General features: G+C 59.3%; 25 protein-coding genes and 1 rRNA gene. 15 read left to right on the top strand and 11 right to left on the bottom strand.

Annotated features, from left to right (window positions below):
* Window positions 1-59: 59 nt before the first annotated feature.
* Window positions 60-1,596 (bottom strand): 16S ribosomal RNA (locus ABTV22_RS20450).
* A gap of 612 nt (window positions 1,597-2,208) precedes the next feature.
* Here ABTV22_RS20450 and rhtA point away from each other — a divergent pair.
* On the top strand, window positions 2,209-3,096 hold the full coding sequence (gene rhtA / locus ABTV22_RS20455; protein ID WP_433736298.1) for a threonine/homoserine exporter RhtA: 888 nt from the start codon (window positions 2,209-2,211) through the stop codon (window positions 3,094-3,096).
* 166 nt (window positions 3,097-3,262) lie between these two features.
* Complete coding sequence (locus ABTV22_RS20460) at window positions 3,263-3,544, top strand: hypothetical protein (RefSeq protein ID WP_433736299.1); 282 nt, start codon at window positions 3,263-3,265, stop codon at window positions 3,542-3,544.
* A gap of 15 nt (window positions 3,545-3,559) precedes the next feature.
* Here ABTV22_RS20460 and ABTV22_RS20465 read toward each other — a convergent pair whose 3' ends face one another.
* Window positions 3,560-4,120, bottom strand: coding sequence for a TetR/AcrR family transcriptional regulator (locus ABTV22_RS20465; RefSeq protein WP_433736300.1), 561 nt, complete (start codon window positions 4,118-4,120; stop codon window positions 3,560-3,562).
* Window positions 4,121-4,212: 92 nt separating this feature from the next.
* Here ABTV22_RS20465 and ABTV22_RS20470 point away from each other — a divergent pair, with 92 nt between their 5' ends.
* A complete protein-coding gene (locus tag ABTV22_RS20470) occupies window positions 4,213-4,941 on the top strand; it encodes an SDR family oxidoreductase (protein WP_433736301.1) in 729 nt (242 codons plus the stop codon).
* A 36-nt stretch (window positions 4,942-4,977) separates the two neighbouring features.
* On the top strand, window positions 4,978-5,568 hold the full coding sequence (locus ABTV22_RS20475; RefSeq protein ID WP_433736302.1) for a 2-hydroxychromene-2-carboxylate isomerase: 591 nt from the start codon (window positions 4,978-4,980) through the stop codon (window positions 5,566-5,568).
* Here ABTV22_RS20475 and ABTV22_RS20480 read toward each other — a convergent pair.
* The gene (locus ABTV22_RS20480; RefSeq protein WP_433736303.1) at window positions 5,565-6,563 is read right to left on the bottom strand and encodes a zinc-dependent alcohol dehydrogenase family protein; all 999 of its coding nucleotides are present in this window, start codon (window positions 6,561-6,563) and stop codon (window positions 5,565-5,567) included. The two genes, ABTV22_RS20475 and ABTV22_RS20480, sit on opposite strands and share 4 nt — an antisense overlap.
* A gap of 116 nt (window positions 6,564-6,679) precedes the next feature.
* On the opposite strand from ABTV22_RS20480, the gene ABTV22_RS20485 reads away from it, so the two are divergent.
* Complete coding sequence (locus ABTV22_RS20485; RefSeq protein WP_433736304.1) at window positions 6,680-7,576, top strand: LysR family transcriptional regulator; 897 nt, start codon at window positions 6,680-6,682, stop codon at window positions 7,574-7,576.
* Here ABTV22_RS20485 and ABTV22_RS20490 read toward each other — a convergent pair.
* From ABTV22_RS20490 to ABTV22_RS20505, 4 genes are all read right to left on the bottom strand, one after another.
* Window positions 7,569-9,377: an aminopeptidase P family protein gene (locus tag ABTV22_RS20490; protein ID WP_433736305.1), complete on the bottom strand. Its 1,809-nt coding sequence runs from the start codon at window positions 9,375-9,377 to the stop codon at window positions 7,569-7,571. The two genes, ABTV22_RS20485 and ABTV22_RS20490, sit on opposite strands and share 8 nt — an antisense overlap.
* Before the next feature lie 67 nt (window positions 9,378-9,444).
* The gene (locus ABTV22_RS20495) at window positions 9,445-10,602 is read right to left on the bottom strand and encodes an aminotransferase class V-fold PLP-dependent enzyme (protein ID WP_433736306.1); all 1,158 of its coding nucleotides are present in this window, start codon (window positions 10,600-10,602) and stop codon (window positions 9,445-9,447) included.
* Window positions 10,603-10,807: 205 nt separating this feature from the next.
* Complete coding sequence (locus ABTV22_RS20500) at window positions 10,808-11,422, bottom strand: LysE family translocator (protein ID WP_433736307.1); 615 nt, start codon at window positions 11,420-11,422, stop codon at window positions 10,808-10,810.
* A 101-nt stretch (window positions 11,423-11,523) separates the two neighbouring features.
* Window positions 11,524-11,793 (bottom strand): hypothetical protein, encoded by a 270-nt coding sequence (locus ABTV22_RS20505; protein ID WP_433736308.1) that lies wholly within the window; start codon window positions 11,791-11,793, stop codon window positions 11,524-11,526.
* Window positions 11,794-12,199: 406 nt separating this feature from the next.
* Here ABTV22_RS20505 and msuE point away from each other — a divergent pair, with 406 nt between their 5' ends.
* From msuE to ABTV22_RS20525, 4 genes are all read left to right on the top strand, one after another.
* Window positions 12,200-12,763, top strand: coding sequence for an FMN reductase (msuE, locus tag ABTV22_RS20510; protein ID WP_433736309.1), 564 nt, complete (start codon window positions 12,200-12,202; stop codon window positions 12,761-12,763).
* Between the two features lie 10 nt (window positions 12,764-12,773).
* Window positions 12,774-13,913 (top strand): FMNH2-dependent alkanesulfonate monooxygenase, encoded by a 1,140-nt coding sequence (ssuD, locus tag ABTV22_RS20515; protein ID WP_433736310.1) that lies wholly within the window; start codon window positions 12,774-12,776, stop codon window positions 13,911-13,913.
* Window positions 13,914-14,016: 103 nt separating this feature from the next.
* Window positions 14,017-15,204, top strand: a complete 1,188-nt coding sequence (locus tag ABTV22_RS20520) for an acyl-CoA dehydrogenase family protein (protein ID WP_433736311.1) — start codon at window positions 14,017-14,019, stop codon at window positions 15,202-15,204.
* A gap of 24 nt (window positions 15,205-15,228) precedes the next feature.
* Entirely contained in the window at window positions 15,229-16,332 is a 1,104-nt protein-coding gene (locus ABTV22_RS20525) for a sigma-54 interaction domain-containing protein (RefSeq protein WP_433736312.1), read from the top strand.
* Between the two features lie 5 nt (window positions 16,333-16,337).
* Here ABTV22_RS20525 and ABTV22_RS20530 read toward each other — a convergent pair whose 3' ends face one another.
* Window positions 16,338-16,709 carry an antibiotic biosynthesis monooxygenase gene (locus tag ABTV22_RS20530; protein WP_433736313.1) on the bottom strand — a complete coding sequence of 124 codons (372 nt, stop codon included), beginning with the start codon at window positions 16,707-16,709 and terminating at the stop codon, window positions 16,338-16,340.
* Window positions 16,710-16,803: 94 nt separating this feature from the next.
* On the opposite strand from ABTV22_RS20530, the gene soxR reads away from it, so the two are divergent.
* Window positions 16,804-17,259: a redox-sensitive transcriptional activator SoxR gene (soxR, locus tag ABTV22_RS20535; RefSeq protein ID WP_433736314.1), complete on the top strand. Its 456-nt coding sequence runs from the start codon at window positions 16,804-16,806 to the stop codon at window positions 17,257-17,259.
* 49 nt (window positions 17,260-17,308) lie between these two features.
* Here soxR and ABTV22_RS20540 read toward each other — a convergent pair whose 3' ends face one another.
* The 3 genes from ABTV22_RS20540 to ABTV22_RS20550 all read right to left on the bottom strand — a co-directional run bounded on the left by ABTV22_RS20540 (window position 17,309) and on the right by ABTV22_RS20550 (window position 20,053).
* A complete protein-coding gene (locus tag ABTV22_RS20540; RefSeq protein ID WP_433736315.1) occupies window positions 17,309-18,079 on the bottom strand; it encodes a MetQ/NlpA family ABC transporter substrate-binding protein in 771 nt (256 codons plus the stop codon).
* 82 nt (window positions 18,080-18,161) lie between these two features.
* Window positions 18,162-18,827, bottom strand: coding sequence for a methionine ABC transporter permease (locus tag ABTV22_RS20545; RefSeq protein WP_433736316.1), 666 nt, complete (start codon window positions 18,825-18,827; stop codon window positions 18,162-18,164).
* 2 nt (window positions 18,828-18,829) lie between these two features.
* A complete protein-coding gene (locus ABTV22_RS20550; RefSeq protein ID WP_433736317.1) occupies window positions 18,830-20,053 on the bottom strand; it encodes an SfnB family sulfur acquisition oxidoreductase in 1,224 nt (407 codons plus the stop codon).
* A gap of 307 nt (window positions 20,054-20,360) precedes the next feature.
* Between ABTV22_RS20550 and ABTV22_RS20555 the strand changes: the two genes are divergently transcribed.
* From ABTV22_RS20555 to ABTV22_RS20575, 5 genes are all read left to right on the top strand, one after another.
* The gene (locus ABTV22_RS20555; RefSeq protein ID WP_433736318.1) at window positions 20,361-20,819 is read left to right on the top strand and encodes a VOC family protein; all 459 of its coding nucleotides are present in this window, start codon (window positions 20,361-20,363) and stop codon (window positions 20,817-20,819) included.
* A gap of 275 nt (window positions 20,820-21,094) precedes the next feature.
* The gene (locus tag ABTV22_RS20560) at window positions 21,095-22,294 is read left to right on the top strand and encodes a PepSY-associated TM helix domain-containing protein (protein ID WP_433736319.1); all 1,200 of its coding nucleotides are present in this window, start codon (window positions 21,095-21,097) and stop codon (window positions 22,292-22,294) included.
* Window positions 22,291-22,833, top strand: coding sequence for a thiamine pyrophosphate-binding protein (locus tag ABTV22_RS20565; protein WP_433736320.1), 543 nt, complete (start codon window positions 22,291-22,293; stop codon window positions 22,831-22,833). Before ABTV22_RS20560 ends, ABTV22_RS20565 begins: the two co-directional genes overlap by 4 nt.
* Window positions 22,830-23,159, top strand: a complete 330-nt coding sequence (locus tag ABTV22_RS20570; protein WP_433736321.1) for a hypothetical protein — start codon at window positions 22,830-22,832, stop codon at window positions 23,157-23,159. The genes ABTV22_RS20565 and ABTV22_RS20570 overlap by 4 nt, the downstream gene beginning before the upstream one ends.
* Window positions 23,156-23,728, top strand: a complete 573-nt coding sequence (locus ABTV22_RS20575; RefSeq protein ID WP_433736322.1) for a DUF6162 family protein — start codon at window positions 23,156-23,158, stop codon at window positions 23,726-23,728. The genes ABTV22_RS20570 and ABTV22_RS20575 overlap by 4 nt, the downstream gene beginning before the upstream one ends.
* Window positions 23,729-23,732 lie beyond the last annotated feature (4 nt).

Genomic DNA, 23,732 nt, shown 5'->3' on the forward strand with positions numbered 1-23,732 from the left:
TCTTCTTCAATGAATCAAGCAATTCGTGTGGGAGCTTATGGTACAGCTGAGTCGTCGATTAAGGAGGTGATCCAGCCGCAGGTTCCCCTACGGCTACCTTGTTACGACTTCACCCCAGTCATGAATCACACCGTGGTAACCGTCCCCCCGAAGGTTAGACTAGCTACTTCTGGTGCAACCCACTCCCATGGTGTGACGGGCGGTGTGTACAAGGCCCGGGAACGTATTCACCGCGACATTCTGATTCGCGATTACTAGCGATTCCGACTTCACGCAGTCGAGTTGCAGACTGCGATCCGGACTACGATCGGTTTTATGGGATTAGCTCCACCTCGCGGCTTGGCAACCCTCTGTACCGACCATTGTAGCACGTGTGTAGCCCAGGCCGTAAGGGCCATGATGACTTGACGTCATCCCCACCTTCCTCCGGTTTGTCACCGGCAGTCTCCTTAGAGTGCCCACCATAACGTGCTGGTAACTAAGGACAAGGGTTGCGCTCGTTACGGGACTTAACCCAACATCTCACGACACGAGCTGACGACAGCCATGCAGCACCTGTCTCAATGTTCCCGAAGGCACCAATCCATCTCTGGAAAGTTCATTGGATGTCAAGGCCTGGTAAGGTTCTTCGCGTTGCTTCGAATTAAACCACATGCTCCACCGCTTGTGCGGGCCCCCGTCAATTCATTTGAGTTTTAACCTTGCGGCCGTACTCCCCAGGCGGTCAACTTAATGCGTTAGCTGCGCCACTAAAGACTCAAGGTCCCCAACGGCTAGTTGACATCGTTTACGGCGTGGACTACCAGGGTATCTAATCCTGTTTGCTCCCCACGCTTTCGCACCTCAGTGTCAGTATCAGTCCAGGTGGTCGCCTTCGCCACTGGTGTTCCTTCCTATATCTACGCATTTCACCGCTACACAGGAAATTCCACCACCCTCTACCATACTCTAGCTTGTCAGTTTTGAATGCAGTTCCCAGGTTGAGCCCGGGGCTTTCACATCCAACTTAACAAACCACCTACGCGCGCTTTACGCCCAGTAATTCCGATTAACGCTTGCACCCTCTGTATTACCGCGGCTGCTGGCACAGAGTTAGCCGGTGCTTATTCTGTCGGTAACGTCAAAATTGCAGAGTATTAATCTACAACCCTTCCTCCCAACTTAAAGTGCTTTACAATCCGAAGACCTTCTTCACACACGCGGCATGGCTGGATCAGGCTTTCGCCCATTGTCCAATATTCCCCACTGCTGCCTCCCGTAGGAGTCTGGACCGTGTCTCAGTTCCAGTGTGACTGATCATCCTCTCAGACCAGTTACGGATCGTCGCCTTGGTGAGCCATTACCTCACCAACTAGCTAATCCGACCTAGGCTCATCTGATAGCGCAAGGCCCGAAGGTCCCCTGCTTTCTCCCGTAGGACGTATGCGGTATTAGCGTCCCTTTCGAGACGTTGTCCCCCACTACCAGGCAGATTCCTAGGCATTACTCACCCGTCCGCCGCTGAATCCAGGAGCAAGCTCCTTTCATCCGCTCGACTTGCATGTGTTAGGCCTGCCGCCAGCGTTCAATCTGAGCCATGATCAAACTCTTCAGTTCAAACATCTTTGGGTTTTGAGAAAACCCTAAACTTGGCTCAGCAATCGTTGGTTACATCTTTGATTTCTCGCGGAGTAACTTGTGATGCTGATAATCTGTTGACTAGCAGTCTGATACCACAAGCACCCACACGAATTGCTTGATTCAGTTGTTAAAGAGCGGTTGGTTAAGATCTTTCGTCTCAACCGAGGCGCGCATTCTACAGCAGCCTCATTTGCTGTCAAGTGATTATTTTCAGAAGTTTTCAAGGATTTCCTTAACAACTTCAACCACTTGCGCTTTCGATCTCTCGTCAGCGGGAGGCGAATTCTACAGCGTTACTCGCTGCTGTCAACACCTCTTTTTCAACTTCCTTTCGGCTTCGATGACCTGAAGCAACCTGCTGTCGAAAACTGCGTAACTCATTGTTTACCAAGGAGTTTTCCGTTTCGACTGCGCCGGAAGTGGGGCGAATTATAGGCCTCTAGAATCTGCCGTCAAGCCCTGATTTGGTTTTTCTATCAAGAAGAACAAATTGCTGTCTATATATAGACTCAGCACCGACGATTGCGCAGTATATTGCCCAATATCAAGAACAGCACCCCTGCTCTCTACTTCGGACGATGCCTCTCAATGAACGATCAGCCTCGCAGCCTTGCCTCGACCTTGTTTTCGGTCGGCCTGCTATTAATAGCCATGGCGTCGATCCAGTCCGGTGCCTCCCTGGCAAAAAGCATGTTCCCTGTAATCGGTGCTCAAGGGACCACAACCCTGCGGTTGATCTTTGCCAGCGTGATCATGTTGCTTCTGCTGCGCCCATGGCGCGCGAAACTCACGGCCAAGTCACTGCGCACTGTCATCGTTTACGGCATGGCGCTGGGCGGCATGAATTTCCTCTTCTATATGTCCTTGCGTACAGTCCCGCTGGGTATTGCCGTGGCACTGGAGTTCACCGGGCCATTGGCCGTTGCCATTTATGCTTCACGCCGGGCAATCGACTTTCTATGGATTGCCCTCGCCGCTGTCGGCTTGCTGCTGCTGATACCGACAGGTGCCACCACGGCGGGTATCGATCTGTTGGGAGCCGGGTACGCACTGGGTGCTGGAGTCTGCTGGGCGCTGTACATTCTTTTCGGCCAAAAGGCCGGTGCTGATAACGGCGTGCAGACGGCCGCGCTGGGCGTGATGATCGCCGCCCTGTTCGTAGCCCCCATAGGCATTGTGCATGCCGGTGCCGCGCTGCTGACTCCGTCACTGATCCCGGTGGCCATCGGTGTCGCCATCCTGTCTACCGCCCTTCCCTATACGCTGGAGATGGTCGCCCTCACACGCATGCCGGCCAGAACCTTCGGTACATTAATGAGCATTGAACCCGCCTTCGGCGCACTGTCGGGCTTGTTGTTCCTCCACGAATATCTCTCCCTGTCACAGTGGATGGCTATCCTCTGCATCATTCTGGCCTCCATCGGTGCCACCATGACCATGGGCAGCTCCGCCAAGCCCGCAGTTGCGGTGGATTGATGCAACATTTGAAGTGACGCTGGTATTTACCGCTTATTTAGGCCAAGGTTGGGTCCGCAACCCAGCGCTCGACAGGGATTTTTCAGGATAGGGACATCAGAACACTTCGTGCGAAAGCGAAAATTGTCAGACCGGGCGTGAGATCCGGAATGCACCAAGGACAGCAATGAAACGAATGTTGATACTGATCGCCGTACTCGCCATTGCGGGCTGCGCGGCGACATCGAAAACACAGGTGAAGCACGGCAAGAAAGGGTTGCATATCAACTGTTCTGGCCTGTCATCCTCTTGGGACAAGTGCTACGCCAGTGCCGCCGACTCCTGCGCTCCCAAGGGATACAAGGTCATTGCCAAGTCTGGGGACGCCGTGGAAGAACCCGGTGATTATCCATTCGGCCTCAACCCCGCGGGCTACACCAGCCGCAGCATGATCGTCATCTGTAAATAAACTGATCGTGCGCCGTCAGATTCCCGCGCCCGAAATCTGACGGCCAATTTCATCGTAACTGGACTTCAACACAGTGCGCTGAAGCTCCGGCGTGGCGAGCATCCGCGACACCACCAACGCTCCGACACATTGCGACAGGATGGCCCAAGCCAGGCTGTCACTCTCCAACACCTGCGCCCAGCTCTGCTGAAGCTGACAAATCCAGTGCTCCGCCTGCTGGCGAATCCTCTCGTCGGAACGGGCAATCTCGGCACCCAATGCGGGCAGCGCGCAGCCGGTTTCCGGATGCTCGACATGGGACATGTTGAGGTAGCGCTTCAGGCAGCGCTCAAGCTTGTCACGATCCTGGCCCACACCCAATCGCTCCAGACTCTGGCGCAATTCATGTTCGACGATTGAAGCGAACAACTCGTCCTTCGACGAAAAGTGACTGTAAAAAGCACCGCCACTCAAGCCAATCGCTTTCATCAAGCCGTCGACGCCTACCGTGGAAAAACCGGACTTCTTGGCAGATACCGCACTGCTTTGCAGCAGCTTCTCCCTTGTTTCCAGCTTGTGATTGGCCGAGTAACGCATTGCCCTTCCCTCAGAGTTGATCGTCTTGACGTTGGTCGAATCGTAGCATAACGTTCGTTTAGTTAACGATCGTTTACTAAAGGGATCTACCCATGAATAACAAGAAGGTCGTACTGGTCGTCGGCGCAGGTGATGCCACCGGCGGCGCCATTGCCAAACGCTTTGCACAGGAAGGATTTGTTGCCTGCGTGACTCGCCGCAGCGCGGACAAGCTCCAGCCTTTGGTGGAATCCATCAAGGCCACTGGTGGTGAAGCCCACGGGTTTGCCTGCGATGCCCGCAAAGAAGAAGACGTGGTGGCACTGATCGAGCAGATCGAAAGTGAGATTGGCCCCATCGAAGCGTTCGTGTTCAACATCGGCGCCAACGTGCCCTGCAGCATTCTCGAAGAAACAGCCCGCAAGTACTTCAAGATTTGGGAAATGGCCTGTTTCTCAGGGTTTCTCAATGCCCGGGAAGTGGCCAAACGCATGGCCAAGCGCCAACGGGGCACTATCCTCTTTACCGGGGCCACCGCCGGCATGCGCGGTGCCGCCGGCTTTGCCGCATTCGCCGGCGCCAAGCACGGAATTCGTGCGCTGGCGCAAAGCATGGCCCGTGAACTCGGGCCGATGAACATTCATGTCGCACACGTCGTTGTCGACGGCGCCATCGACACCGACTTCATTCGCGACACCTTCCCCGAAAAGTACGCAACCAAGGATGAGGATGGCATTCTCAACCCCGAACACATTGCCGAAAATTACTGGTACCTGCACAGCCAACCCCGCGACGCCTGGACCTTCGAACTGGACCTGCGTCCCTGGAGCGAACGCTGGTAAACCCTCCCCAACGCCAATAAGCAGAGTGCATCGACCATGAGCAAAACCGTGGAGTTCCTGTTTGACCTGGGCAGCCCCGCCACCTACCTGGCCTACACCCAGCTACCGAAAATCTGCGAGCAAACCGACAGCCAGTTGATTTACGTCCCGATCCTGCTCGGCGGCGTGTTCAAAGCCACCGGCAACGCCACCCCAGCGGCTATTCCCGCCAAAGGTCGCTACATGTTTCAGGACCTCGCCCGCTATGCAAACCGCTATGGCGTGCCGCTGAAATTCAATCCGCATTTTCCGATCAACACCCTGATGCTGATGCGCGCCGTCACCGGCATGCAAATGCGTCATCCCGAGCGCTTTGCCGCCTTCATCGATTGCCTGTTCAAGGCGTTGTGGGTTGACGGCCGTAGTCTCGACGAGCCGGCAACCGTCGCCGCTGTTCTGACTCAGAACGGTTTCGACCCCAACGAAGTGCTGGCCTTGACCGCTGATGAGGAGGTCAAGACCGCGCTCAAGGACAACACCGAGAAAGCGGTCCAACGTGGTGTATTCGGCGCCCCGAGCATGTTTGTCGATGGTCAACTGTTCTTCGGCCAGGACCGACTGGAATTCGTCCGCGAAGCCTTGAGCTAAATCTCGATGACCAGCCGCCCCTGCGCCGCTCCTGACAGAAGCAGCTCATGGGCGGCTTCAGCAGTTTGCAAGGTAAAGCGGCGCGGATCGAGTATCGGCTTGAGCCCGCCCGCCTCGATCAAGTGTGCCGCTTCGCCGAGAATCTCACCGTGATGCTCACGTCCCTGCCCCGTCAGCAACGGCAGCAAGGTGAACACCCCGGAATAGGTGGCGCCACGAAACGACAGCGGCGCAAGGCTGTGCTGACCCCAGCCTAGGCAACTCACCACGTGACCGTGATACATCCGAACGGCCTTGAAGGAGGCATCCAGGGTCTCGCCACCCACCGTGTCATAGACGATATCAAAGCCCTCTCCCGCCGTGTACTCAGCCACATAGTCCTCGACCGAAGTGTGGCGGTAATCGATGAAGGTCGCCCCCAGCTCTTCAATGATTCCCTGCTGTCGCGCAGAGCCGGTAGCAAATACCTTGGCACCAAATGCGCGAGCAATTTGCACCGCGACATGCCCGACGCCACCCGCCCCGCCATGAATCAACACCTTCTGCCCGGAGCGCACTTGGGCTCGATCAACCAATCCTTCCCAGGCCGTGATCAGCACCAACGGCAACCCCGCCGCTTCACGCATGCTCAAACTACTAGGCTTGCGCGCCAGCAGCCGCGCATCGACCACCGCGAATTCAGCCAGCGATCCTTGGGCGCCGCCAATTCCGGTTGCCATGGCGTAGACCTCATCGCCCGGCTTCCAGCCACTGACACCCTCACCCACTGCCTCCACGGTTCCCGCCAAATCCATGCCCAACACCGCCGGCAACGGCTGACGCGCGTGAGTGGCCTGGCCTGAGCGGATTTTCCCATCCAGCGGGTTCACCCCGCTGGCCGCGATCCGCAACAATACCTGACCCGCACCTGGAACCGGTCGAGCAATGGCAGCCAAGCGCAATGGAGCATTGGCTGAATCAACCATCAGCGCGCGCATTTGCAGTGAGTCAATCATTTCGTCTATTCCCATCAGAGGTGGATGCAGGGTCGATCTTCCGTCACCTCTCTCATTCCGATAAGACGCTATATAGCTATAGTGACCATGCCCTATTGGCATGAGTGAGAAACACCGTGGACAAACTCAACGCAATGGCCGTTTTCGTTCGCGTGGTCGAGCGCGGCAGCTTTTCCGCCGTCGCCCGTGAATTACAGACCAGCCAACCGACCATCAGCAAAGTGTTGCGCGCACTGGAATCAGACCTGGGTGGAAAATTGATTGCCCGCAGTACCCGACGGCTGTCCCTGACCGACGAAGGTCAGCGCTACTACACCCAATGCCGACAAATCCTCGCAGCGGTGGATGCTGCGGAGCACAGTTTCCAGTCCGGCCGGGAAGTCATCGCAGGCCCTCTGAGAATCGGCTCCTCGGTCAGCTTCGGGCGCTTGCAGATTGCCCCGCGCCTGCCGGAGTTCCTCAGGCGCCATCCTGAGGTTCAGATTGACCTGCAACTGAGTGATCAGAATCAGGATTTGGTCAGCGAGGGTCTGGATGTCACGTTCAGGATCGGAGAACTGAACGACAGCGGGCTGATTGCCCGCCATGTCGGCACTACCCACAGGGTGACTGTCGCTTCGCCGGATTACCTGTCCCGCCACGGCCAGCCGCAAACCCCCGAAGAACTGAAGGAGCACAACTGCCTGCTGTTCAATCTTCTGAGCAGCCAGGATCGATGGACGTACAAGGGGCATGAGGTAAGGATCAAGGGCAATGCGCAAAGCAACAACTCCGAAGCGATTCGCGAGATGGTGCTGGGAGGAATGGGGATTTCGCTGTCACCGGTATGGCTGTTCAGCGAGGACTTGAAAGCCGGGAGCGTGACCGCGATTTTGCAGAACTACATCGCGCAGTCGCTACCGATACACGCAGTGTCCCCGGCGAATCGTCGCCAATCCGCCAGGGTCAAAGCCTTTGTCGATTACATAGCGCTAGCACTGGAATCAGCGCCAGCGCTGCAATCCATCAAATAGCCGCTGTGCGAGTGTTCAACCACTCAAGGGCAGCGCCTTCGAGCAACGGGCTCAAGCGCTCGCGCACCTGCGCGTGGTAAGCGTTGAACCACTGCTTTTCCTCTTCTGTCAGCAGCGACGTTTCCAGGCAACGGGTATCGATCGGGCACAAGGTCAGGGTTTCGAATTTCAGGAACTCGCCGAATTCGCTGCTGCCTGCCTCGCGATTCATCGCCAGGTTCTCGATGCGCACGCCCCAACGGCCAGGACGGTAGGTGCCCGGCTCAATGGAGGTAATCATGCCCGGTTGCATCGCGGTTTGCGGCGCAGGCGCGGCTTGATAGGCGATGACTTGCGGACCTTCATGAACGTTAAGGAAATAGCCGACGCCGTGGCCCGTGCCGTGACCGTAATCAACGTTGTCAGCCCAGATCGGCGCGCGGGCGATGGCATCGAGCAGCGGTGACAGAATGCCTTTGGGGAACCGTGCGCGAGACAGGGCAATCACGCCCTTGAGTACGCGGGTGCAGTCGCCTTTCTGCTCGGCCGTCGGCGTTCCGACCGCCACCATCCGCGTAATGTCGGTGGTACCGCCCACATACTGACCGCCGGAGTCGATCAGCAACAAGCCGTCGCCCTCGATCACCGCGTGCTCTTCTTCGGTGGCATGGTAATGCGGCATGGCGCCATTGGCGTTGAATGCGGCGATGGTGTTGAAGCTCAACGACACATAACCCGGACGACGTTCACGCGCGGCGGTGAGTTTTTCGTCGATGGTCAGTTCGGTGACGCGCTCACGGCCCAGTGCCGAATCGAGCCAGGTGAAGAACTCACAGAGCGCCGCTCCGTCCTGCTCCATGGCCTGACGAATGTGCTCGGCATCGGTCAGGCTCTTCTGCGACTTGGCCAGGGTGGTCGGGTTCAGCCCCTCGATCAACTTGACGCCACTGTCGAGGTTGTCCAACAGCCCCGCCGTCACACGCGCCGGGTCGACCAGCAGGCTCGCGCCAGCAGGCACGACGCGCAGCGCATCGGCCACTTCGCTGTAGTCACGCAGGGTCACGCCGTCCTGTTCAAGCACCGCGCGCAATTGTGCATCGACCTTGCTCAACGCCACGAACAGGGTGGCCTGCTGCTGGCTGATCAGGGCGAAAGACACAAACACCGGATTGAACGAGACATCCCCGCCGCGCAGGTTGAACAACCAGGCGATGTCATCGAGGGTGGCGATGAAATGCCAGTCGGCCCCTTTTGCTTGCAGGGTTTCGCGCAGCTTGGCGAGCTTTTCGCCACGGCTGACGGAGGCTTGCGGTGGCAAGTGCTGATAGATCGGTTCGTTCGGCAGGATCGGGCGATCGCTCCAGACTTCGTTCAACAGATCGATGTCGGTACGCAGGCGTGCACCGCGCTCTTGGAGCTTGCTGCCCAAGGTACGCGCCGAGGCCACGGCCATCACTGCTCCGTCGACCGCGACCACGCCGCCTTCAGGGGTTTGCTCGGCCAGCCAGTCCAGCGGCGATGGCTGCCCCGGTTGCAGTTTGACCAGTTCAATGCCGCTGCCCTTGAGCTCCTTGGTCGCTTGCTCCCAGTAACGGCTGTCGGCCCAGACCCCGGCAAAATCCGGGGTCACGATCAGAGTACCGACCGAGCCATGGAAGCCCGACAGCCACTGCCGCCCTTGCCAGTAGCCCGGCAGGTATTCGGACAGGTGCGGATCGGCCGACGGCACCAGAAGCGCGTGAATGCCCTCCCGGCTCATCAGTTCGCGGGTTTGCGCCAGGCGCTGGGGCACCGATCCATTGATCGAAGACTGCGTATTCATCGTGACTCCTGCTAACCACTCATCAGTGTTGTTGTGTAGCGCCGATCAATGCCGGCGCTTTTATGCCCTATTGCCAGAATGCCGGAGCACTGACGCAGGCCTCTTTAATCAGTTGGGCCGCTTGATCGATGTCCTGCTCGGTGGTGAAACGTCCCAGGCTCAAGCGAATGGTGCGACTGGCCGAACGCGCGTCATGCCCCAGGGCCAGCAGCACATGGGATGGCGCATTGCTGGCGGAATTGCAGGCCGAGGTCGCGGAAAACGCGATGGAGGCGAGCAATGCCGTCGAATTGAATTCACCTTCACGGAAGGTCAGGCTCAGGGTGTGCGGGATGCGTTGGCTGGGACTGCCATTGAGACTCGCCCCTGGAATGCCAAGCAGCGACTCAAGCAGCCTTTCACGCAGACGGACGACCCTGGCTTTCTCTTCATCGAACGACGCCGCCGCCAAGGCAAAGGCCTCGCCCATGGCAACGATCTGATGAGTCGCCAAAGTGCCGGAACGCAAACCGCCCTCGTGCCCGCCACCGTGGATTTGCGCCTGCAGGCGCTGTTGCGCCCGTGGGCCGACATACAGCGCGCCGATGCCTTTGGGGCCGTAGAGTTTGTGCGCCGAAAATGACATCAAGTCCACCGGCCACTCGGCCAGGTCAATGGCCACTTTACCGGCGCCCTGCGCCGCATCGACATGGAACAGCGCACCGCGTTCGCGTACCACCTGGCCGATGGCCGGAATGTCGTTGACCGTGCCCAGTTCGTTGTTGACCAGCATCAGCGACACCAGGAAGGTGTCCTCGCGCATGGCTTCGCTGACCGCTTGCGGGGTAATCAGGCCATCGGCGTCCGGCACCAGATACGTCACCGCAACACCGGCGTCCTGCAACTGCCGGGCAGTGTCGAGAATAGCCTTGTGTTCGATCTGGCTGGTGATGATGTGACCGCTGGCAACGCCCCGCGCCTGGCTGACGCCCTTGAGGGCAAGGTTGTTGGATTCTGTGGCCCCGGAGGTCCAGACGATCTGTTCAGGGAGGGCGCCCACCAGTTCGGCGACCTGGCGCCGCGCCTGCTCGACCGATTGCCGGGCTTGTTGCCCGAAGGCGTGGGAGCTGGAGGCCGGGTTGCCGAAATTGCCGCTAAACCCCAGACACTCGACCATGACTTTGATGACCCGCTCATCCACCGGCGTGGTGGCGGCGTAATCGAAATACAACGGACGTTTATTCATAAAAGACTCGCAGAGCGTGTTCCGGGATCAGGAAGCTCGTGACTGTAAACGTCAAGACGCAGCCTTATGGGCCGCGCCGAAGTTTCAGAACGTTACCAATACCTGATCGGATGCCGTTAAAGAAGTACAACTTCATTAAAAGTGCGTAGGAACGCTCCTGAAAGACGAGCTTAACAGGCATTCGGCAACCGGTTGAAGCAATGCGTCAGCGAAAGCTTTCGAGCAGGATCGGATACAACGATGCCACCAGCAACGCGGCCATGCCCCAGTTGAACAGGCGCAACCAGCGGCGGTCCTTCAGGACATTGCGCAACAGCGTGCCGCACGCAGCCCAGACACCGACACTTGGCAGGTTGATGATCGCAAACACCGCGGCAATCACAATGACGTTGGTGAAATAGCCCTGCATCGGCGTGTAGGTGCTGATGGCGCCGATTGCCATGATCCAGGCCTTGGGGTTGACCCACTGGAAGGCGGCGGCACCGAGGTAGCTGATGGGCTTGGCCTCACCCTTCTGACTGTCCGAGAGCGGACCGGAATGCGCGATTTTCCACGCCAGATACAGCAAGTACGCCGCGCCCACATAGCGCAGCACGGTGTAGAGCACAGGGTATGTCTGGAACACCGCGCCTAAACCGAACCCGACCGCCACGACCAGCACAAAGAAGCCGCAAGTGATGCCCAGCATGTGGGGGATGGTGCGGTTAAAGCCGAAATTCACACCCGATGCCAACAACATCGTGTTATTCGGTCCGGGCGTGATCGAAGTGACAAGGGCAAACAGGGCGAAGCCCAGCAGCAGATCGAGGGAGAGTGTCATGGGTGGCAGTCCATCAGGGTCGGTCAAGTCATGACCCTATCGCACCCCCTTGGGGAAACCCATGGACAGTTGGGCGAAAATTCGAGCAGTACAGTTTTTGATCAGCTTGGGCGTCCGTGCAACTGTACAGTTCGTTCGGCATTCATTTCGCCGTGCTTGTCGAAGCTGAAAACCTTCTGCGGCTCACCAAGCAATTCGGCCTTTTTCGCGTGGTATTCGTCGAATGACAACCCTCGGCGATTCAACGCTTCCAGCGCCAGTTCACGGGTTTCTTCGGCGGTGTAGGGCCGCAGCTCCGGGGAAACATGACTGGCACATCCGGCAAGAACGGACACGGCGAGCAGCAAAAAAGTGGCAATCAGAGGTTTCATGGCGGGCGTCCTGCATCTGGGTTCGGGGCAATGAACACAGGCTACTCCCGCCCTCGGATGAGCAGAAATCAACGCTCTCGATAGTCGCTATCGAGTTTTCCACATCTGATTCTCTTCAATATTATTATTCCAATAAGAGATATTAATATTAATTTAACTTCTTTTACGGAATAAAAACGAAGCTTTATAACAACGCTGTCCGCCGGCGAACTGTTGCCCACGCAACTGTCCGCCTGGCAACAGTCATTCAACAAACAGCCCTGAAACATCAACAGCGCGGACTGATCAATGTGCTGCAAGCCCCGTAAAACGTGGCTTCGAGGGATTGGTACAGCTCTTGCTCCGAGGGGATAAACCCAGTGATGACTCACTGCTCCCCCAGCAACTGTTTAAAAAGGAACTGATCATGTCGCGTCCGTTGAACGTCGTCGCCCTCTCCGGCGGTACCTGGCGTCCCTCCCGCACCCTGGTGTTGACCCAAGCGCTGTTGGCGCAATTGGCCACGCAACTGCCGATCCAGAGCAGGCTGATCGAACTGGGCGACATCGCCCGGCCATTGGGTGCGGCGCTGTCCCGTCAGGAAGTGAGTGCGCAGGTCGAAACCGAACTGCAAGCCATTGAAAACGCCGACCTGCTGATCGTCGCCGCGCCGGTTTATCGCGGCTCCTACCCCGGCCTGCTCAAGCATCTGTTCGACCTGATCGATCTGAATGCATTGATCAATACGCCGGTACTGCTGGCCGCCACCGGTGGCAGCGAACGCCATTCGCTGGTCATCGATCATCAGCTACGGCCGTTGTTCAGTTTCTTCCAGGCATTGACCTTGCCGATCGGGGTGTACGCCACCGAAGCCGATTTTTCCAACTACCAAATCACCAGTGACCTGCTCAAGGCTCGCATTCAACTGGCAGCAGAACGCGCCGCGCCGTTGTTCGGTGCCCATCCTCACCACCTGCTGAAAATCGCATAAGGGCTTGCTCATGGATGTTTTCTGGTTTCTGCCCACCCACGGCGACGGTCACTATCTGGGCACCACACAAGGCGCACGCCCGGTCACGCTCAACTATCTCAAACAAGTGGCCCAGGCCGCCGACAGCCTCGGTTACCACGGCGTGTTGATTCCCACCGGGCGATCCTGCGAAGACTCGTGGGTGATCGCCTCGGCGCTGGTGCCGTTGACCGAACGCTTGCGTTATCTGGTGGCGATCCGCCCTGGGATCATTTCGCCGACCGTGTCGGCACGCATGGCTGCCACCCTCGATCGCCTGTCCAACGGTCGTTTGCTGATCAACGTCGTGACGGGTGGCGACCCCGATGAAAACCGCGGAGATGGCAGCTTCCTCGATCACAGCGAACGCTACGAAGTGACCGACGAATTCCTGAAGATCTGGCGTCGGGTGCTGCAAGGCGAGTCGGTGGATTTCGAAGGCAAACACCTGCGGGTGCAGAACGCCAAGGCGTTGTATCCGCCGGTGCAGAAACCTTACCCGCCGCTGTACTTCGGCGGCTCGTCCGATGCCGCCCATGACCTGGCGGCCGAACAAGTGGATGTCTACCTGACCTGGGGCGAACCGCCGGCCGCCGTGGCGCAGAAGCTTGCCGATGTGCGTGAGCGGGCCGCGCGTCATGGGCGCACGGTGAAGTTCGGCATTCGCCTGCACGTGATCGTGCGCGAGACCGCCGAAGAGGCATGGAAAGCGGCGGACAAACTGATCGAGCACATCAGCGACGACACCATTGCCGCCGCGCAAAAATCGTTTTCGCGCTTCGACTCCGAAGGCCAACGCCGCATGGCCGCACTGCACGATGGGCGCCGCGACAACCTGGAGATTTCGCCGAACTTGTGGGCCGGCGCCGGCCTGGTGCGCGGCGGTGCCGGCACTGCATTGGTGGGCGATCCGCAGCAAGTGGCGGCGCGCATCAAGGAGTACGCGGACCTGGGCATCGAGAGTTTCATCTTCTCCGGCTACCCGCACCTCGAAGAAGCCTATCGCTTCGCCGAGCTGGTGTTCCCGCTACTGCCCGAACCGTACGCCAGCCTGGCTGGGCGCGGTGTCACCAACCTGACCGGGCCGTTTGGCGAAATGATTGCCAATGATGTGCTGCCGACCAACGCCTGACACCACCCTGTAGGAGCTGTCGCAGGCTGCGATCTTTTGATTTTAAAAGATCGCAGCCTGCGGCAGCTCCTACAGGGGTCCCTCCACACATAGGAAACTCCGCGTGACTGCCAAACCGCACAGCGCCCTGATCTCTCCGTTGCAGACCGCCCGCCAATTGGCCGCCGGGTTTGCCTTGACCGCCGTCGAACGCGACGAGTGTGGCGGTACCCCCAAGGCCGAGCGTGATGCCCTGCGCCACAGCGGCCTGCTGGCATTAAGCATTCCCACCCGGTTCGGTGGCCTGGGCGCCAGCTGGAGTGAAACCCTGACCATCGTGCGCGAGTTCGCCAAGGTCGACAGTTCGATTGCCCATGTCTTCGGCTTCCATCACCTGATGCTCGCCACCGTGCGCCTGTTCGCCCGGCCCGAGCAATGGCAGCCATGGTTCGAGCAGACCGCGCGCAAGAACTGGTTCTGGGGCAATGCCCTCAACCCGCTGGACACCCGCACCGTGGTAAAAAACCTCGGCGGTTGGCGTGAGTTTTCCGGCAAAAAAAGCTTCTGCTCCGGCGCCAGCGATTCAGAGATGCTGATCGCCTCGGCGGTGGATGAAAGCGCCGGTGGCAAGCTCTTGATCGCCGCCATCCCCAGCGGTCGCAGCGGCATCACCTTGCACAACGACTGGAACAACATCGGCCAGCGCCAGACCGACAGCGGCAGCGCCACCTTCGAACGGGTTCGGGTCGAAGAATCGGAACTGCTGCTCGATCCCGGTCCGTTGAGCACGCCGTTCGCCTGCCTGCGCCCGCTGATCGCCCAGCTCACCTTCACCCATATGTTCCTCGGCATCGCCGAAGGCGCCTTCGAAGAAGCGCGGCAATACACCCTGACCGAGACCCGGCCATGGCACAAATCCACGGCCAGGGAGGTGCGCCAGGACCCTTATGTACTCGGTCACTACGGCGAATTCTGGGTCGCCCTCGAGGGCGTGCGCTTGCTGGTGGAGCGTGCTGCCGCGCTGCTCGACAAGGCTTGGGCCAAGGGGCCGGACCTCAGTGCCGAGGAGCGCGGACACCTGGCCACCGCCATCGCCACGGCCAAGGTCGCCGCATCCCGTAACGGCCTGGAGCTGTGCAGTCGCCTGTTCGAGGTGACCGGCGCGCGCTCGACCCACGCCTCGCTGCGCCTGGACCGTCACTGGCGCAACCTGCGCACCCAGACCCTGCACGATCCGGTGGACTACAAAATTCACGAACTGGGTGATTGGGCACTGAACCAGGCCCTGCCGATTCCGACTTTCTATTCCTAGCCTGCCCTCCATGGAGCGTGCCTTATGCAACTGCTGACCTTACCGCCCTCGCCCGCTCTGGCGACCTCGATCCGCGCCACGGCGCAAGTGTTTGAGGACCCGAAATCCCAGGCCTTGCTCGCGCACCTGCAACAAGTCGCCCCAAGCGAAGCCAGTGTGCTGATCATCGGTGAAACCGGCACCGGCAAGGAGCTGGTGGCGCGACATATCCACAACCTCAGCGCGCGGCGCAACCGGCCGTTCGTGGCGGTGAACTGCGGCGCCTTCTCCGAATCCCTGGTCGAGGCGGAGCTGTTCGGCCATGAAAAAGGCGCATTCACCGGGGCGCTGAGCGCCAAGGCCGGCTGGTTTGAAGAGGCTGACGGCGGCACGCTGTTCCTCGATGAAATCGGCGATTTGCCGATGGCGATCCAGGTCAAATTGCTGCGGGTGTTGCAGGAGCGCGAAGTGGTACGCCTGGGCTCACGCAAGAGCATTCCCATCAACGTAAGGGTGCTGGCAGCGACCAACGTGCAACTGGAAAAAGCCATCAACGCCGGGCATTTTCGCGAAGACCTGTACTACCGGCTCAACGTGGTCAGCCTGGAACTGAGCCCGCTGCGCGAACGTCCGGGCGACATCCTGCCGTTGACCCGTCACTTCATCGACGCCTACAGCCAACGCCTGGGCTACGGCAGCATCACCATCAGCAAAGAGGCCGCACTGAAACTGCGCGGCTACAGTTGGCCAGGCAATATCCGCGAGCTGGAAAACGTCATTCATCACACCCTGTTGATCTGCCGCAACGGCGTGATCGAACGCGACGACCTGCGCCTGTCGAACCTGCGCATCGAGCGTCAGGACGACCACCACACGCAGGTCAATGACTGCGCCGAAGCACTGCTTGATCGGGCCTTTCAAAAGCTCTTCGAATCACAGGCTGGCGCGCTGCACGAGAAAGTCGAAGATGCCCTGTTGCGCGCCGCCTATCGCTTCAGCCACTACAACCAGGTGCACACCGCTGCCCTGCTGGGCCTGAGCCGTAACGTGACTCGCACGCGCCTGATCAAGATCGGCGAACTGGCAGTGAACAAGCGACGGCCTGCGCAAAACGTACAGGGTGAGCGCCTGATGCACTTGTCGATCTAAGCGCTTTACCTTGATTGCACCAGATTACACTGCAGGGCGTTATCGTGGCTGCGTTCCAGGCTGTGCAGCACCTGGAACGAACCGAAGGTCACGGTCTTCGCCTGATGGGCACGGATCAGTTGCCAGAAATCCTCTTCACCGCTTTCAAAACTGCGAAACGCAGCCTCCCCGGCCTCGCGGGTTTGCCATTGCAGAACATTGAGCACCCGCCGGCCATCGTCGCTGACCTGGATGCTCGCGCTCAGGAAACCTGAGTAACACTGGGCCAAGCGTTCGGTCTGTTGCGACAGCGCCGATACCAGTGCCGGCTGCTGATCGGGTTCGATCTCGAATTCGATCAATTGGCTGAAGCTGCGATTTTTCTCTGGCACTTGCATGAAAAGTCCCCACTACCTGTAAGACGGATCTTGCGATCCGAAGGCGTGCAGGTTAAAACCTCGAGTTAACTAGAGGTCAAGGAGCATTGTTCAAATGATCACCTCGGACAACCTGCACAAGGAACTCACCGTTGGCCAATTAGCCGCACGCAGCGGTGTTGCCGTCACGGCGCTGCATTTTTATGAAGCCAAGGGTTTGATCAAAAGCAACCGCAATCAAGGCAACCAGCGGCGTTATCCACGGGAAGTGTTGCGGCGGGTGGCGTTGATCAAGGTGGCGCAGCGGTTGGGTATTCCGTTGGCGGAAATTGGTGAGGCACTTCAAAACCTGCCGAACAATCGGGCACCGACAGCGGCGGATTGGCAGATGTTGTCAGAGCAATGGCGGCGGGATCTGGATGAACGGATCAATCAGCTGACGTTGTTGAGGGACAAGCTCAATGGCTGCATTGGGTGTGGGTGTTTGTCGATGGAAGCGTGTCCGTTGCGAAATTTTGGCGATGTGCTGGGGGAACAAGGGCCGGGGGCGCAGCTGCTGGACCCGAGCTGATCGCCTACCTGTGGCGAGGGGATTTATCCCCTCGCCACGATGATTTGGTTTAGAACCCCGGCGCAATCTGTCCTTTGTAACGGGTCAAAATGAACTGCCGCACATCATCGGAATTCAACGCCTTGGCCAGTTTCTGCAGGCCAGGGTCATTGATGTTGTCCGGCCGGGCGACCAGGAATTCGACGTACAGGCTCTTGCCCTTCTCGACGATCAACGCACTGTTGGTGTCGATCCCGGCTTCCAGCGCGTAGTTGGCGAACACGAACGCCAGGTCCACCTGACTCACCGAACGGGCCAGCAGCGCGCCTTCCAGTTCACGGATTTTCAGGTGTTTGGGGTTTTCGGCGATGTCCCGTTGCGTTGCCAGGGTGTTGCTCGGGTCCTTGAGCTTGATCAGCCCGGCTTCGTGCAACAGCACCAGCGCGCGGCCGGTGTTCACCGGGTCGTTGGGGATCGATACCGTGGCGCCGTCCTTCAGTTCGGAGATGTTTTTGATCTTGGTCGAGTAAGCACCGAACGGCTCGATGTGCACGCCAACCACCGGCACCAGATCGGTGTGGCGGGTCTTGTTGTAGTCATCGAGAAACGGCCGGTACTGGTAATAGTTGGCGTCGAGGTTCTTCAGTGCCAGTTGCTGGTTGGGCTGGATGAAGTCGGTGAACACCTTGATGTCCAGGTCCACGCCCTCCTTGGCCAGGGTTGGTTTGACGAATTCGAGGATTTCCGCGTGCGGCACCGGGGTGGCGCCGACGGTGAGTTTTTCATTGGCGTGAGCGCTCAACGAAATCAGGGCAGCCAGAACGGCCAGGGTCTTTTTCATGCTGTGCTCCTAGGCAGATTTGATGGCCGTCGTGGGGCGGACGTGGGGCCGGATTTTTATTTCATTAATAGGAATCGAATCCTCATCGGTGGCTGTAACGCGCCACCAAGCGGTCGCCGCTCATTTGTAGGGCCTGGACCAGGATCAGCAACAACACCACGGTGACCACCATCACATCGGTCTGGAAGCGTTGATAGCCGTAGCGGATCGCCAGATCTCCCAGGCCACCGCCACCGATCACCCCGGCCATCGCCGTGTAATCGACCAGCACAATCGCGGTCACCGTGACCGCCGCCAACAAGCCACCGCGAGCTTCAGGCAACAAGGTGTGCCGGATGATTTGCCAGGTGTTGGCGCCCATGGCCTGGGTCGCTTCCACCACCCCGCGATCAACTTCGCGCAAGGCGGTTTCCACCAGCCGGGCGAAGAACGGCGTGCAGCCCACCACCAGCGGCGGAATGGTCCCCGGCACGCCCAGCGAAGTGCCCACCAGCACGGTGGTCAGGGGAATCAGCACGATCAGCAGAATGATGAACGGCAGCGACCGCAGCATGTTCACGATCACCGACAGCACCCGATAAACCCCAACGGCTTCATGCAACTGGCGCTTGCCGGTGAGGAACAGCAGCACCCCCAGCGGCAATCCCAACAGCACCGTGAAACCCAAAGCCGCGCCGAGCATGCTCAGGGTGTCGAGGCAGGCCTGGCCGATGTCGGCCCAATAAATGTTCTTGAACAATTCAGCCATGATCACGACCAGTCATGGCGTGGCGGTTTAACGCCGTTGAGCAGCCAGTTGCCGATCACGTGGTATTTCCAGCGCACCGGGTCGTGCAGGGTGTGCACCCGGGCATTACGCCAGTGTCGATCGAAGTTGTGTTTCTTCAGGGTCGAGCGGGTGCCACCGAGTTCGAACAATTTGTTGGTGGCTTCGATGGCGATTTCAGTGGTCAGCACTTTGGCCTTGGCCACGGCCAGGGAGGCATGGGCCACGTTATCTTCATCGGGGGCCGGGCGTGCCGCATCCAGTGCCAGGCCGGCCCGTTCCAGCAAGGCTTCGGCGGCTTCCAGACGAATCTCCAGGCCACCGACCTGAATGATGGTCAAGGGGTCTTCGCTGGCCTTGTCGACGCCGGCATCAATCCATGGCCGGGCGAACTGTTGAACGAAGCTGATGGTGTCGCGCAGGGCCGCGCGGGCAATGCCGGCGTCGATGGCGGCGGTAGTCAACTGGGCGAACGGGCCGGCCAGGGTCGGGCTTTCATAAGAGCGATACGTCGGGAACAGGTTGAACGCCGGGACGTGCAGGTCCTTGGCCAATACCGTGCCGCTGGAAGTGGTGCGCTGACCAATACTGTCCCAATCGTCGACGACGGCTAACCCTGTTGTGCCGCGTTTGACGAATGCCAACTGGCCCTTTTGCTCCTCATCCAGCGCCAGCACCGCCAGCCAGTGGGCGTAAAGCGAACCGGTGCAGTAGCCCTTGCGCCCGTTGATCACATAGCCATCGCCGTAACGACGAAGGGTGGCCTGAATGTCCTGCACGTTCTTGCCGCCGGTTTCCGACAGTGCATTGGCAAACCGGTGCCCTTGCAGCGCCAGGGCGAAGAAATGCGCTTGCTGCTCCGGCGTGCCTTGCAGGCGAATGTCTTCCAGCAGGCAGTAGTGGTTTTGCGGAATCTGCCCCAGTGACGGGTCGGCCGCAGAAATGATCGCGATGACTTGGGCCAGCACGGCATAGGACACCTGCGCGCCGCCGAACGCTTTCGGCACGGTGATGCCCCACAGACCGCTGTTGGAATACAGATCGACGATCTCGGCAGGCACCTGACGAGTGCGATCGCGCTCGGCGGCCTGCTCCAGCAAGACGGCTGCGACCTGCTCGGCCACGCGCAGTGCTTCGGCGCCGTCGACGATGCGGTGGGCGGCCGGCGGGTTAATCGGATAAACGGCAGAGGGGGGCAAGACGGACATACAGGACTCTCGATAACAGTGGTTATCAAGGGTCATTGCAGCTTCTGTGCCTGAGTGCGCGATGCAGTGTTTACGGGTGTTTCAGCGTTTTCTGCAAGCTTGGGCACTGCCAAAGCCGAGACAATCTGTTGCTTTGCTGTTGATTAACAGACACCGCAGAACCTCTGTAGGAGCTGCCGCAGGCTGCGATCTTTTATGAACTTGACCCATGCCGAAAGTCAAAATCAAAAGATCGCAGCCTGCGGCAGCTCCTACAATTGTTCGGCTGGAGAGCGGTCTTCAATTCACAAGAACAGGGAGAATCATCATGAGCGTCAAACCTATTCCAGAGGGTTATCACAGCATCACCCCGTACCTGGGCATTGCAAAAGCGGCCGAAGCCATCGAGTTCTACAAAAAGGCCTTCGGTGCCATTGAAGTCATGCGCCTGTCCATGCCTGATGGCGGCGTCGGCCATGCCGAACTGCGCATCGGCGACTGCCCGATCATGCTTGGCACACCCTGCGAACAGGGGCCTTTGAGCAATCCGGACCAATCCCCGTCCGTCGGCCTGCATTTGTACGTCACCGATGTCGACAAGTCCTATCAGCAGGCGATTGCCGCCGGGGGCATCGTGGTGTCAGCGGTCAAGGATCAGTTTTATGGCGACCGTTCCGGGACCTTGAAGGATCCCTATGGCCATCTGTGGTTTCTGGCCACGCGCAAGGAAGACCTGACCCAGGAGCAGATCGAACAGCGCGCCAGGGAGATGTTCAGCCAAAGTTGAAACACGCAAAAGATCGCAGCCTGCGGCAGCTCCTACAGAAAATCCGACCTCTGTAGGAGCTGCCGCAGGCTGCGATCTTTTTGGCTATCCAAACAATTCTGACTCTGAACAAGAAACATTTTCTTTCATATCCCGCTTCGGGATTTCCCATGCTCATCCGTCCTATATAGATGCGATCCGTTCGCGTAGGCAAAAGCCACGACCGGACCGTTGATCGACCTCATCGCTGCGAAGCCCGTGGCAGAGGCCTTTTCATCGATACAAGACCCTTGATCATGTCGAAGAAATCCCGTTCAAAAATCTGGTTTCTGGTCCATAGCTGGCTGGCACTGCCCATCTGGTTTTTCGTCCTGATCGTCTGTGTGACCGGCACGCTGGCGGTGGTCAGTCAGGAAATCGTCTGGTTGGCCAACCCGCAAATGCGCGCCAGCCAGCCCTCGGACGATGCGCCGCGCCTGAGCTACGACCAGATCATCGCCGCGATCAAGAAGGCTGAACCCGACACGCTGGTCGAAGGCATCAACCGCCCGGACGAATCGCACTTTGCCCTGGACGTGGAGGTTAGCTACCCCGACGGCCGCTCGGTGACGGTGTACGTCAACCCGTACACCGGCGAAATCCAGGGCCCCGCCCCGCAGTTCGACTTCAAGGCCTTTACCCGCGCCCTGCATGGTTGGTGGCTGGTGCCATTCACCAACGGCTATAGCTGGGGCTGGTACCTGGTGTCGTTCCTCAGCTTGCCGATGCTGGCATCGCTGGTGACCGGGCTGGTGGTCTACAAGCGTTTCTGGAAAGGCTTCCTGCGCCCGACCCTGCGCATCCGTCATGGCGCACGGATTTTCTGGGGCGATTTCCACCGGCTCAGCGGCATCTGGTCGATCTGGTTTATCGCGGTGATTTCCATCACCAGCACCTGGTTCCTGATCCAGGCGTTCATGTTCGATAACCAGATTTCCATCTCCACTGCACCGGTCGCGGCCGTGGTGCCCCGTGAAAGCGTGCCGCTCACCGCTGATGGCTCGCCGGCACCGATGATTAGTCTGGAGACGGCGATAAAGCAGGCCAAGGAGCACATCCCCGGTCTCGACGAAAGCTTCGTCAGTCTCCCCGCCAACACCTTCAGCTACTTGTCGGTGGGCGGGCGCAGCTGGTACCCGCTGATGTACCAGACCGCCGACATCAACCCGTACACCGGGGAGATCGCCGCCACGCGCCTGCTGTCGGATCGCTCCGGCCTGGAGTGGGTGACTGAGTCGATGCGCCCGCTGCATACCGGTGATTTCGGCGGGATCTGGATCAAGTTGATCTGGTTCTTCTTCGGCCTGCTGCTGAGCATGATGGTGCTCAGCGGCCTGTTGATCTGGACCAAGCGCACCGCCCTGGCCACGGCCAACGCCCTCAAACGCAGCAACAAACGCTCGCGCCTCGAAAGCCTGCCGGACACCCGCCTCGAATCCATGGAGGCCAGCCAATGAATCAGGTCACTGCTGAAACGCCGCCGTCGAAGCTGAGCCGCTTCTGGCACACGTGGCGTTTCCACATCAACATTCTGCTGTTACTGGTGCCGCTGGGTTTCATGCCAAAGTACTTCGCCGACGCCGCGCTGTTTCGCGGGGATACCGGGCTCGGCGAGCGGGAGATCGGTGAAGTCCAGGTCGGCCCGTGGAGCCTGCGCCTGGCCGAACTGCGCAACGAAGCCCCCCTGCTCGATGGCCCCGCCGGCTACATGAAAAGCTTCAACGCCGCACTGTGCGACCGCTGCCGCCATCAGGTCAAGGCCACTTACCTGCGCATTGGCAAACCCCGCAGCCTGCGCGCCGCCGGGGTGATTTTCTTCGGCACGCCGTATCGCATGGGCGCCATGTTGCCGGTCCCGGAAAAGACCCGCGCCGACGCCGAACTGTGGATCACCATGGAAGGCTGGGACGGTTCCATGCACCAAGCTTTCGTTCCCCTGAGCCAGGCCTCCCCCGCCACCCTTGCCTGGCTGAACCAACAAGGAGGCAAACCATGAATAACCTGATTCGTCCTGCAAGCGCCGCACTGCTGGTGCTCTGCACCGGCTTCAGCGTCAGTGTCCAAGCCCATAACCCCATGTGCGAGTGCAAGGCCATCGACGCCGAGCAGATCAAATGCACCGGCGGTTTCTCCGATGGCAGTGGTGCACCGGGCGTGACCCTGGATGTGATCGGCTATGACGAAACCATCCTGGTGCCGGGCAAGCTGGGCGCCGACTCGAGCCTGACGTTCAAAAAGCCCGGCGCGGAGTTCTATGTGCTGTTCGATGCGGGCCCCGGCCATGTGGTGGAAATCGACCAAGCGGATATTGAAGCGCCATGAGCCAGCCCACCACACACGTCGTCCGCCCGGCCGGTGCCGGCCATGAAACCCTCAATGTGTTGTTGCTGTGCCTGCTCATCCTGGCGCTGGCCGGCTCGGTGGTCGCCTGGCGCCACGAATCACAAGACGTCACTCACCTGACTAGCCATCAACTGGATGCCCGCCGCGACCTGAGCGCGTCCGAGCAAGGCATCTACGCCGATCTGCGGGTGACCCTGGATGAGATTCACCTGCTGCGCCAGGAACAGCAAACCCTGCCAACCCCTGAGGCCCTCGCCGATGAAGGCTTTGCGCCGTTTGCCCAGGACGCCAGTTCAGTCAGTCGCGGCGCTCATGCCTGGCAAATGCTGGCGGACAAGGCCTACTTCGGCCAGAGCAAGACGCCCGCTGTCGCCGGTTCATTCCTGATGCGCCTGACCGCTGACGACGATGCGCCGGACATCTGGTTGAACCGCAGCGCCGACATCAAGGCTCCGGCCGATCTCACCGATGCCGCACTCGAAAGCGCCGGCTGGCAGCAGATCGTCGCGCAATTCGATGCCGGCGTGACCCGCCAGCACCGGCACTGAACCC

The organism is Pseudomonas putida, from assembly GCF_050990305.1.
Lineage (GTDB): Bacteria > Pseudomonadota > Gammaproteobacteria > Pseudomonadales > Pseudomonadaceae > Aquipseudomonas > Aquipseudomonas putida_AH.

Coding starts and splice junctions, on each gene's coding strand:
- rhtA (WP_433736298.1), top strand. CDS start 2,209: ATGAACGATCAGCCTCGCAGCCTTGCCTCGACCTTGTTTTCGGTCGGC.
- ABTV22_RS20460 (WP_433736299.1), top strand. CDS start 3,263: ATGAAACGAATGTTGATACTGATCGCCGTACTCGCCATTGCGGGCTGC.
- ABTV22_RS20465 (WP_433736300.1), bottom strand. CDS start 4,120: ATGCGTTACTCGGCCAATCACAAGCTGGAAACAAGGGAGAAGCTGCTG.
- ABTV22_RS20470 (WP_433736301.1), top strand. CDS start 4,213: ATGAATAACAAGAAGGTCGTACTGGTCGTCGGCGCAGGTGATGCCACC.
- ABTV22_RS20475 (WP_433736302.1), top strand. CDS start 4,978: ATGAGCAAAACCGTGGAGTTCCTGTTTGACCTGGGCAGCCCCGCCACC.
- ABTV22_RS20480 (WP_433736303.1), bottom strand. CDS start 6,563: ATGATTGACTCACTGCAAATGCGCGCGCTGATGGTTGATTCAGCCAAT.
- ABTV22_RS20490 (WP_433736305.1), bottom strand. CDS start 9,377: ATGAATACGCAGTCTTCGATCAATGGATCGGTGCCCCAGCGCCTGGCG.
- ABTV22_RS20495 (WP_433736306.1), bottom strand. CDS start 10,602: ATGAATAAACGTCCGTTGTATTTCGATTACGCCGCCACCACGCCGGTG.
- ABTV22_RS20500 (WP_433736307.1), bottom strand. CDS start 11,422: ATGACACTCTCCCTCGATCTGCTGCTGGGCTTCGCCCTGTTTGCCCTT.
- ABTV22_RS20505 (WP_433736308.1), bottom strand. CDS start 11,793: ATGAAACCTCTGATTGCCACTTTTTTGCTGCTCGCCGTGTCCGTTCTT.
- msuE (WP_433736309.1), top strand. CDS start 12,200: ATGTCGCGTCCGTTGAACGTCGTCGCCCTCTCCGGCGGTACCTGGCGT.
- ssuD (WP_433736310.1), top strand. CDS start 12,774: ATGGATGTTTTCTGGTTTCTGCCCACCCACGGCGACGGTCACTATCTG.
- ABTV22_RS20525 (WP_433736312.1), top strand. CDS start 15,229: ATGCAACTGCTGACCTTACCGCCCTCGCCCGCTCTGGCGACCTCGATC.
- ABTV22_RS20530 (WP_433736313.1), bottom strand. CDS start 16,709: ATGCAAGTGCCAGAGAAAAATCGCAGCTTCAGCCAATTGATCGAATTC.
- soxR (WP_433736314.1), top strand. CDS start 16,804: ATGATCACCTCGGACAACCTGCACAAGGAACTCACCGTTGGCCAATTA.
- ABTV22_RS20540 (WP_433736315.1), bottom strand. CDS start 18,079: ATGAAAAAGACCCTGGCCGTTCTGGCTGCCCTGATTTCGTTGAGCGCT.
- ABTV22_RS20545 (WP_433736316.1), bottom strand. CDS start 18,827: ATGGCTGAATTGTTCAAGAACATTTATTGGGCCGACATCGGCCAGGCC.
- ABTV22_RS20550 (WP_433736317.1), bottom strand. CDS start 20,053: ATGTCCGTCTTGCCCCCCTCTGCCGTTTATCCGATTAACCCGCCGGCC.
- ABTV22_RS20555 (WP_433736318.1), top strand. CDS start 20,361: ATGAGCGTCAAACCTATTCCAGAGGGTTATCACAGCATCACCCCGTAC.
- ABTV22_RS20560 (WP_433736319.1), top strand. CDS start 21,095: ATGTCGAAGAAATCCCGTTCAAAAATCTGGTTTCTGGTCCATAGCTGG.
- ABTV22_RS20565 (WP_433736320.1), top strand. CDS start 22,291: ATGAATCAGGTCACTGCTGAAACGCCGCCGTCGAAGCTGAGCCGCTTC.
- ABTV22_RS20570 (WP_433736321.1), top strand. CDS start 22,830: ATGAATAACCTGATTCGTCCTGCAAGCGCCGCACTGCTGGTGCTCTGC.
- ABTV22_RS20575 (WP_433736322.1), top strand. CDS start 23,156: ATGAGCCAGCCCACCACACACGTCGTCCGCCCGGCCGGTGCCGGCCAT.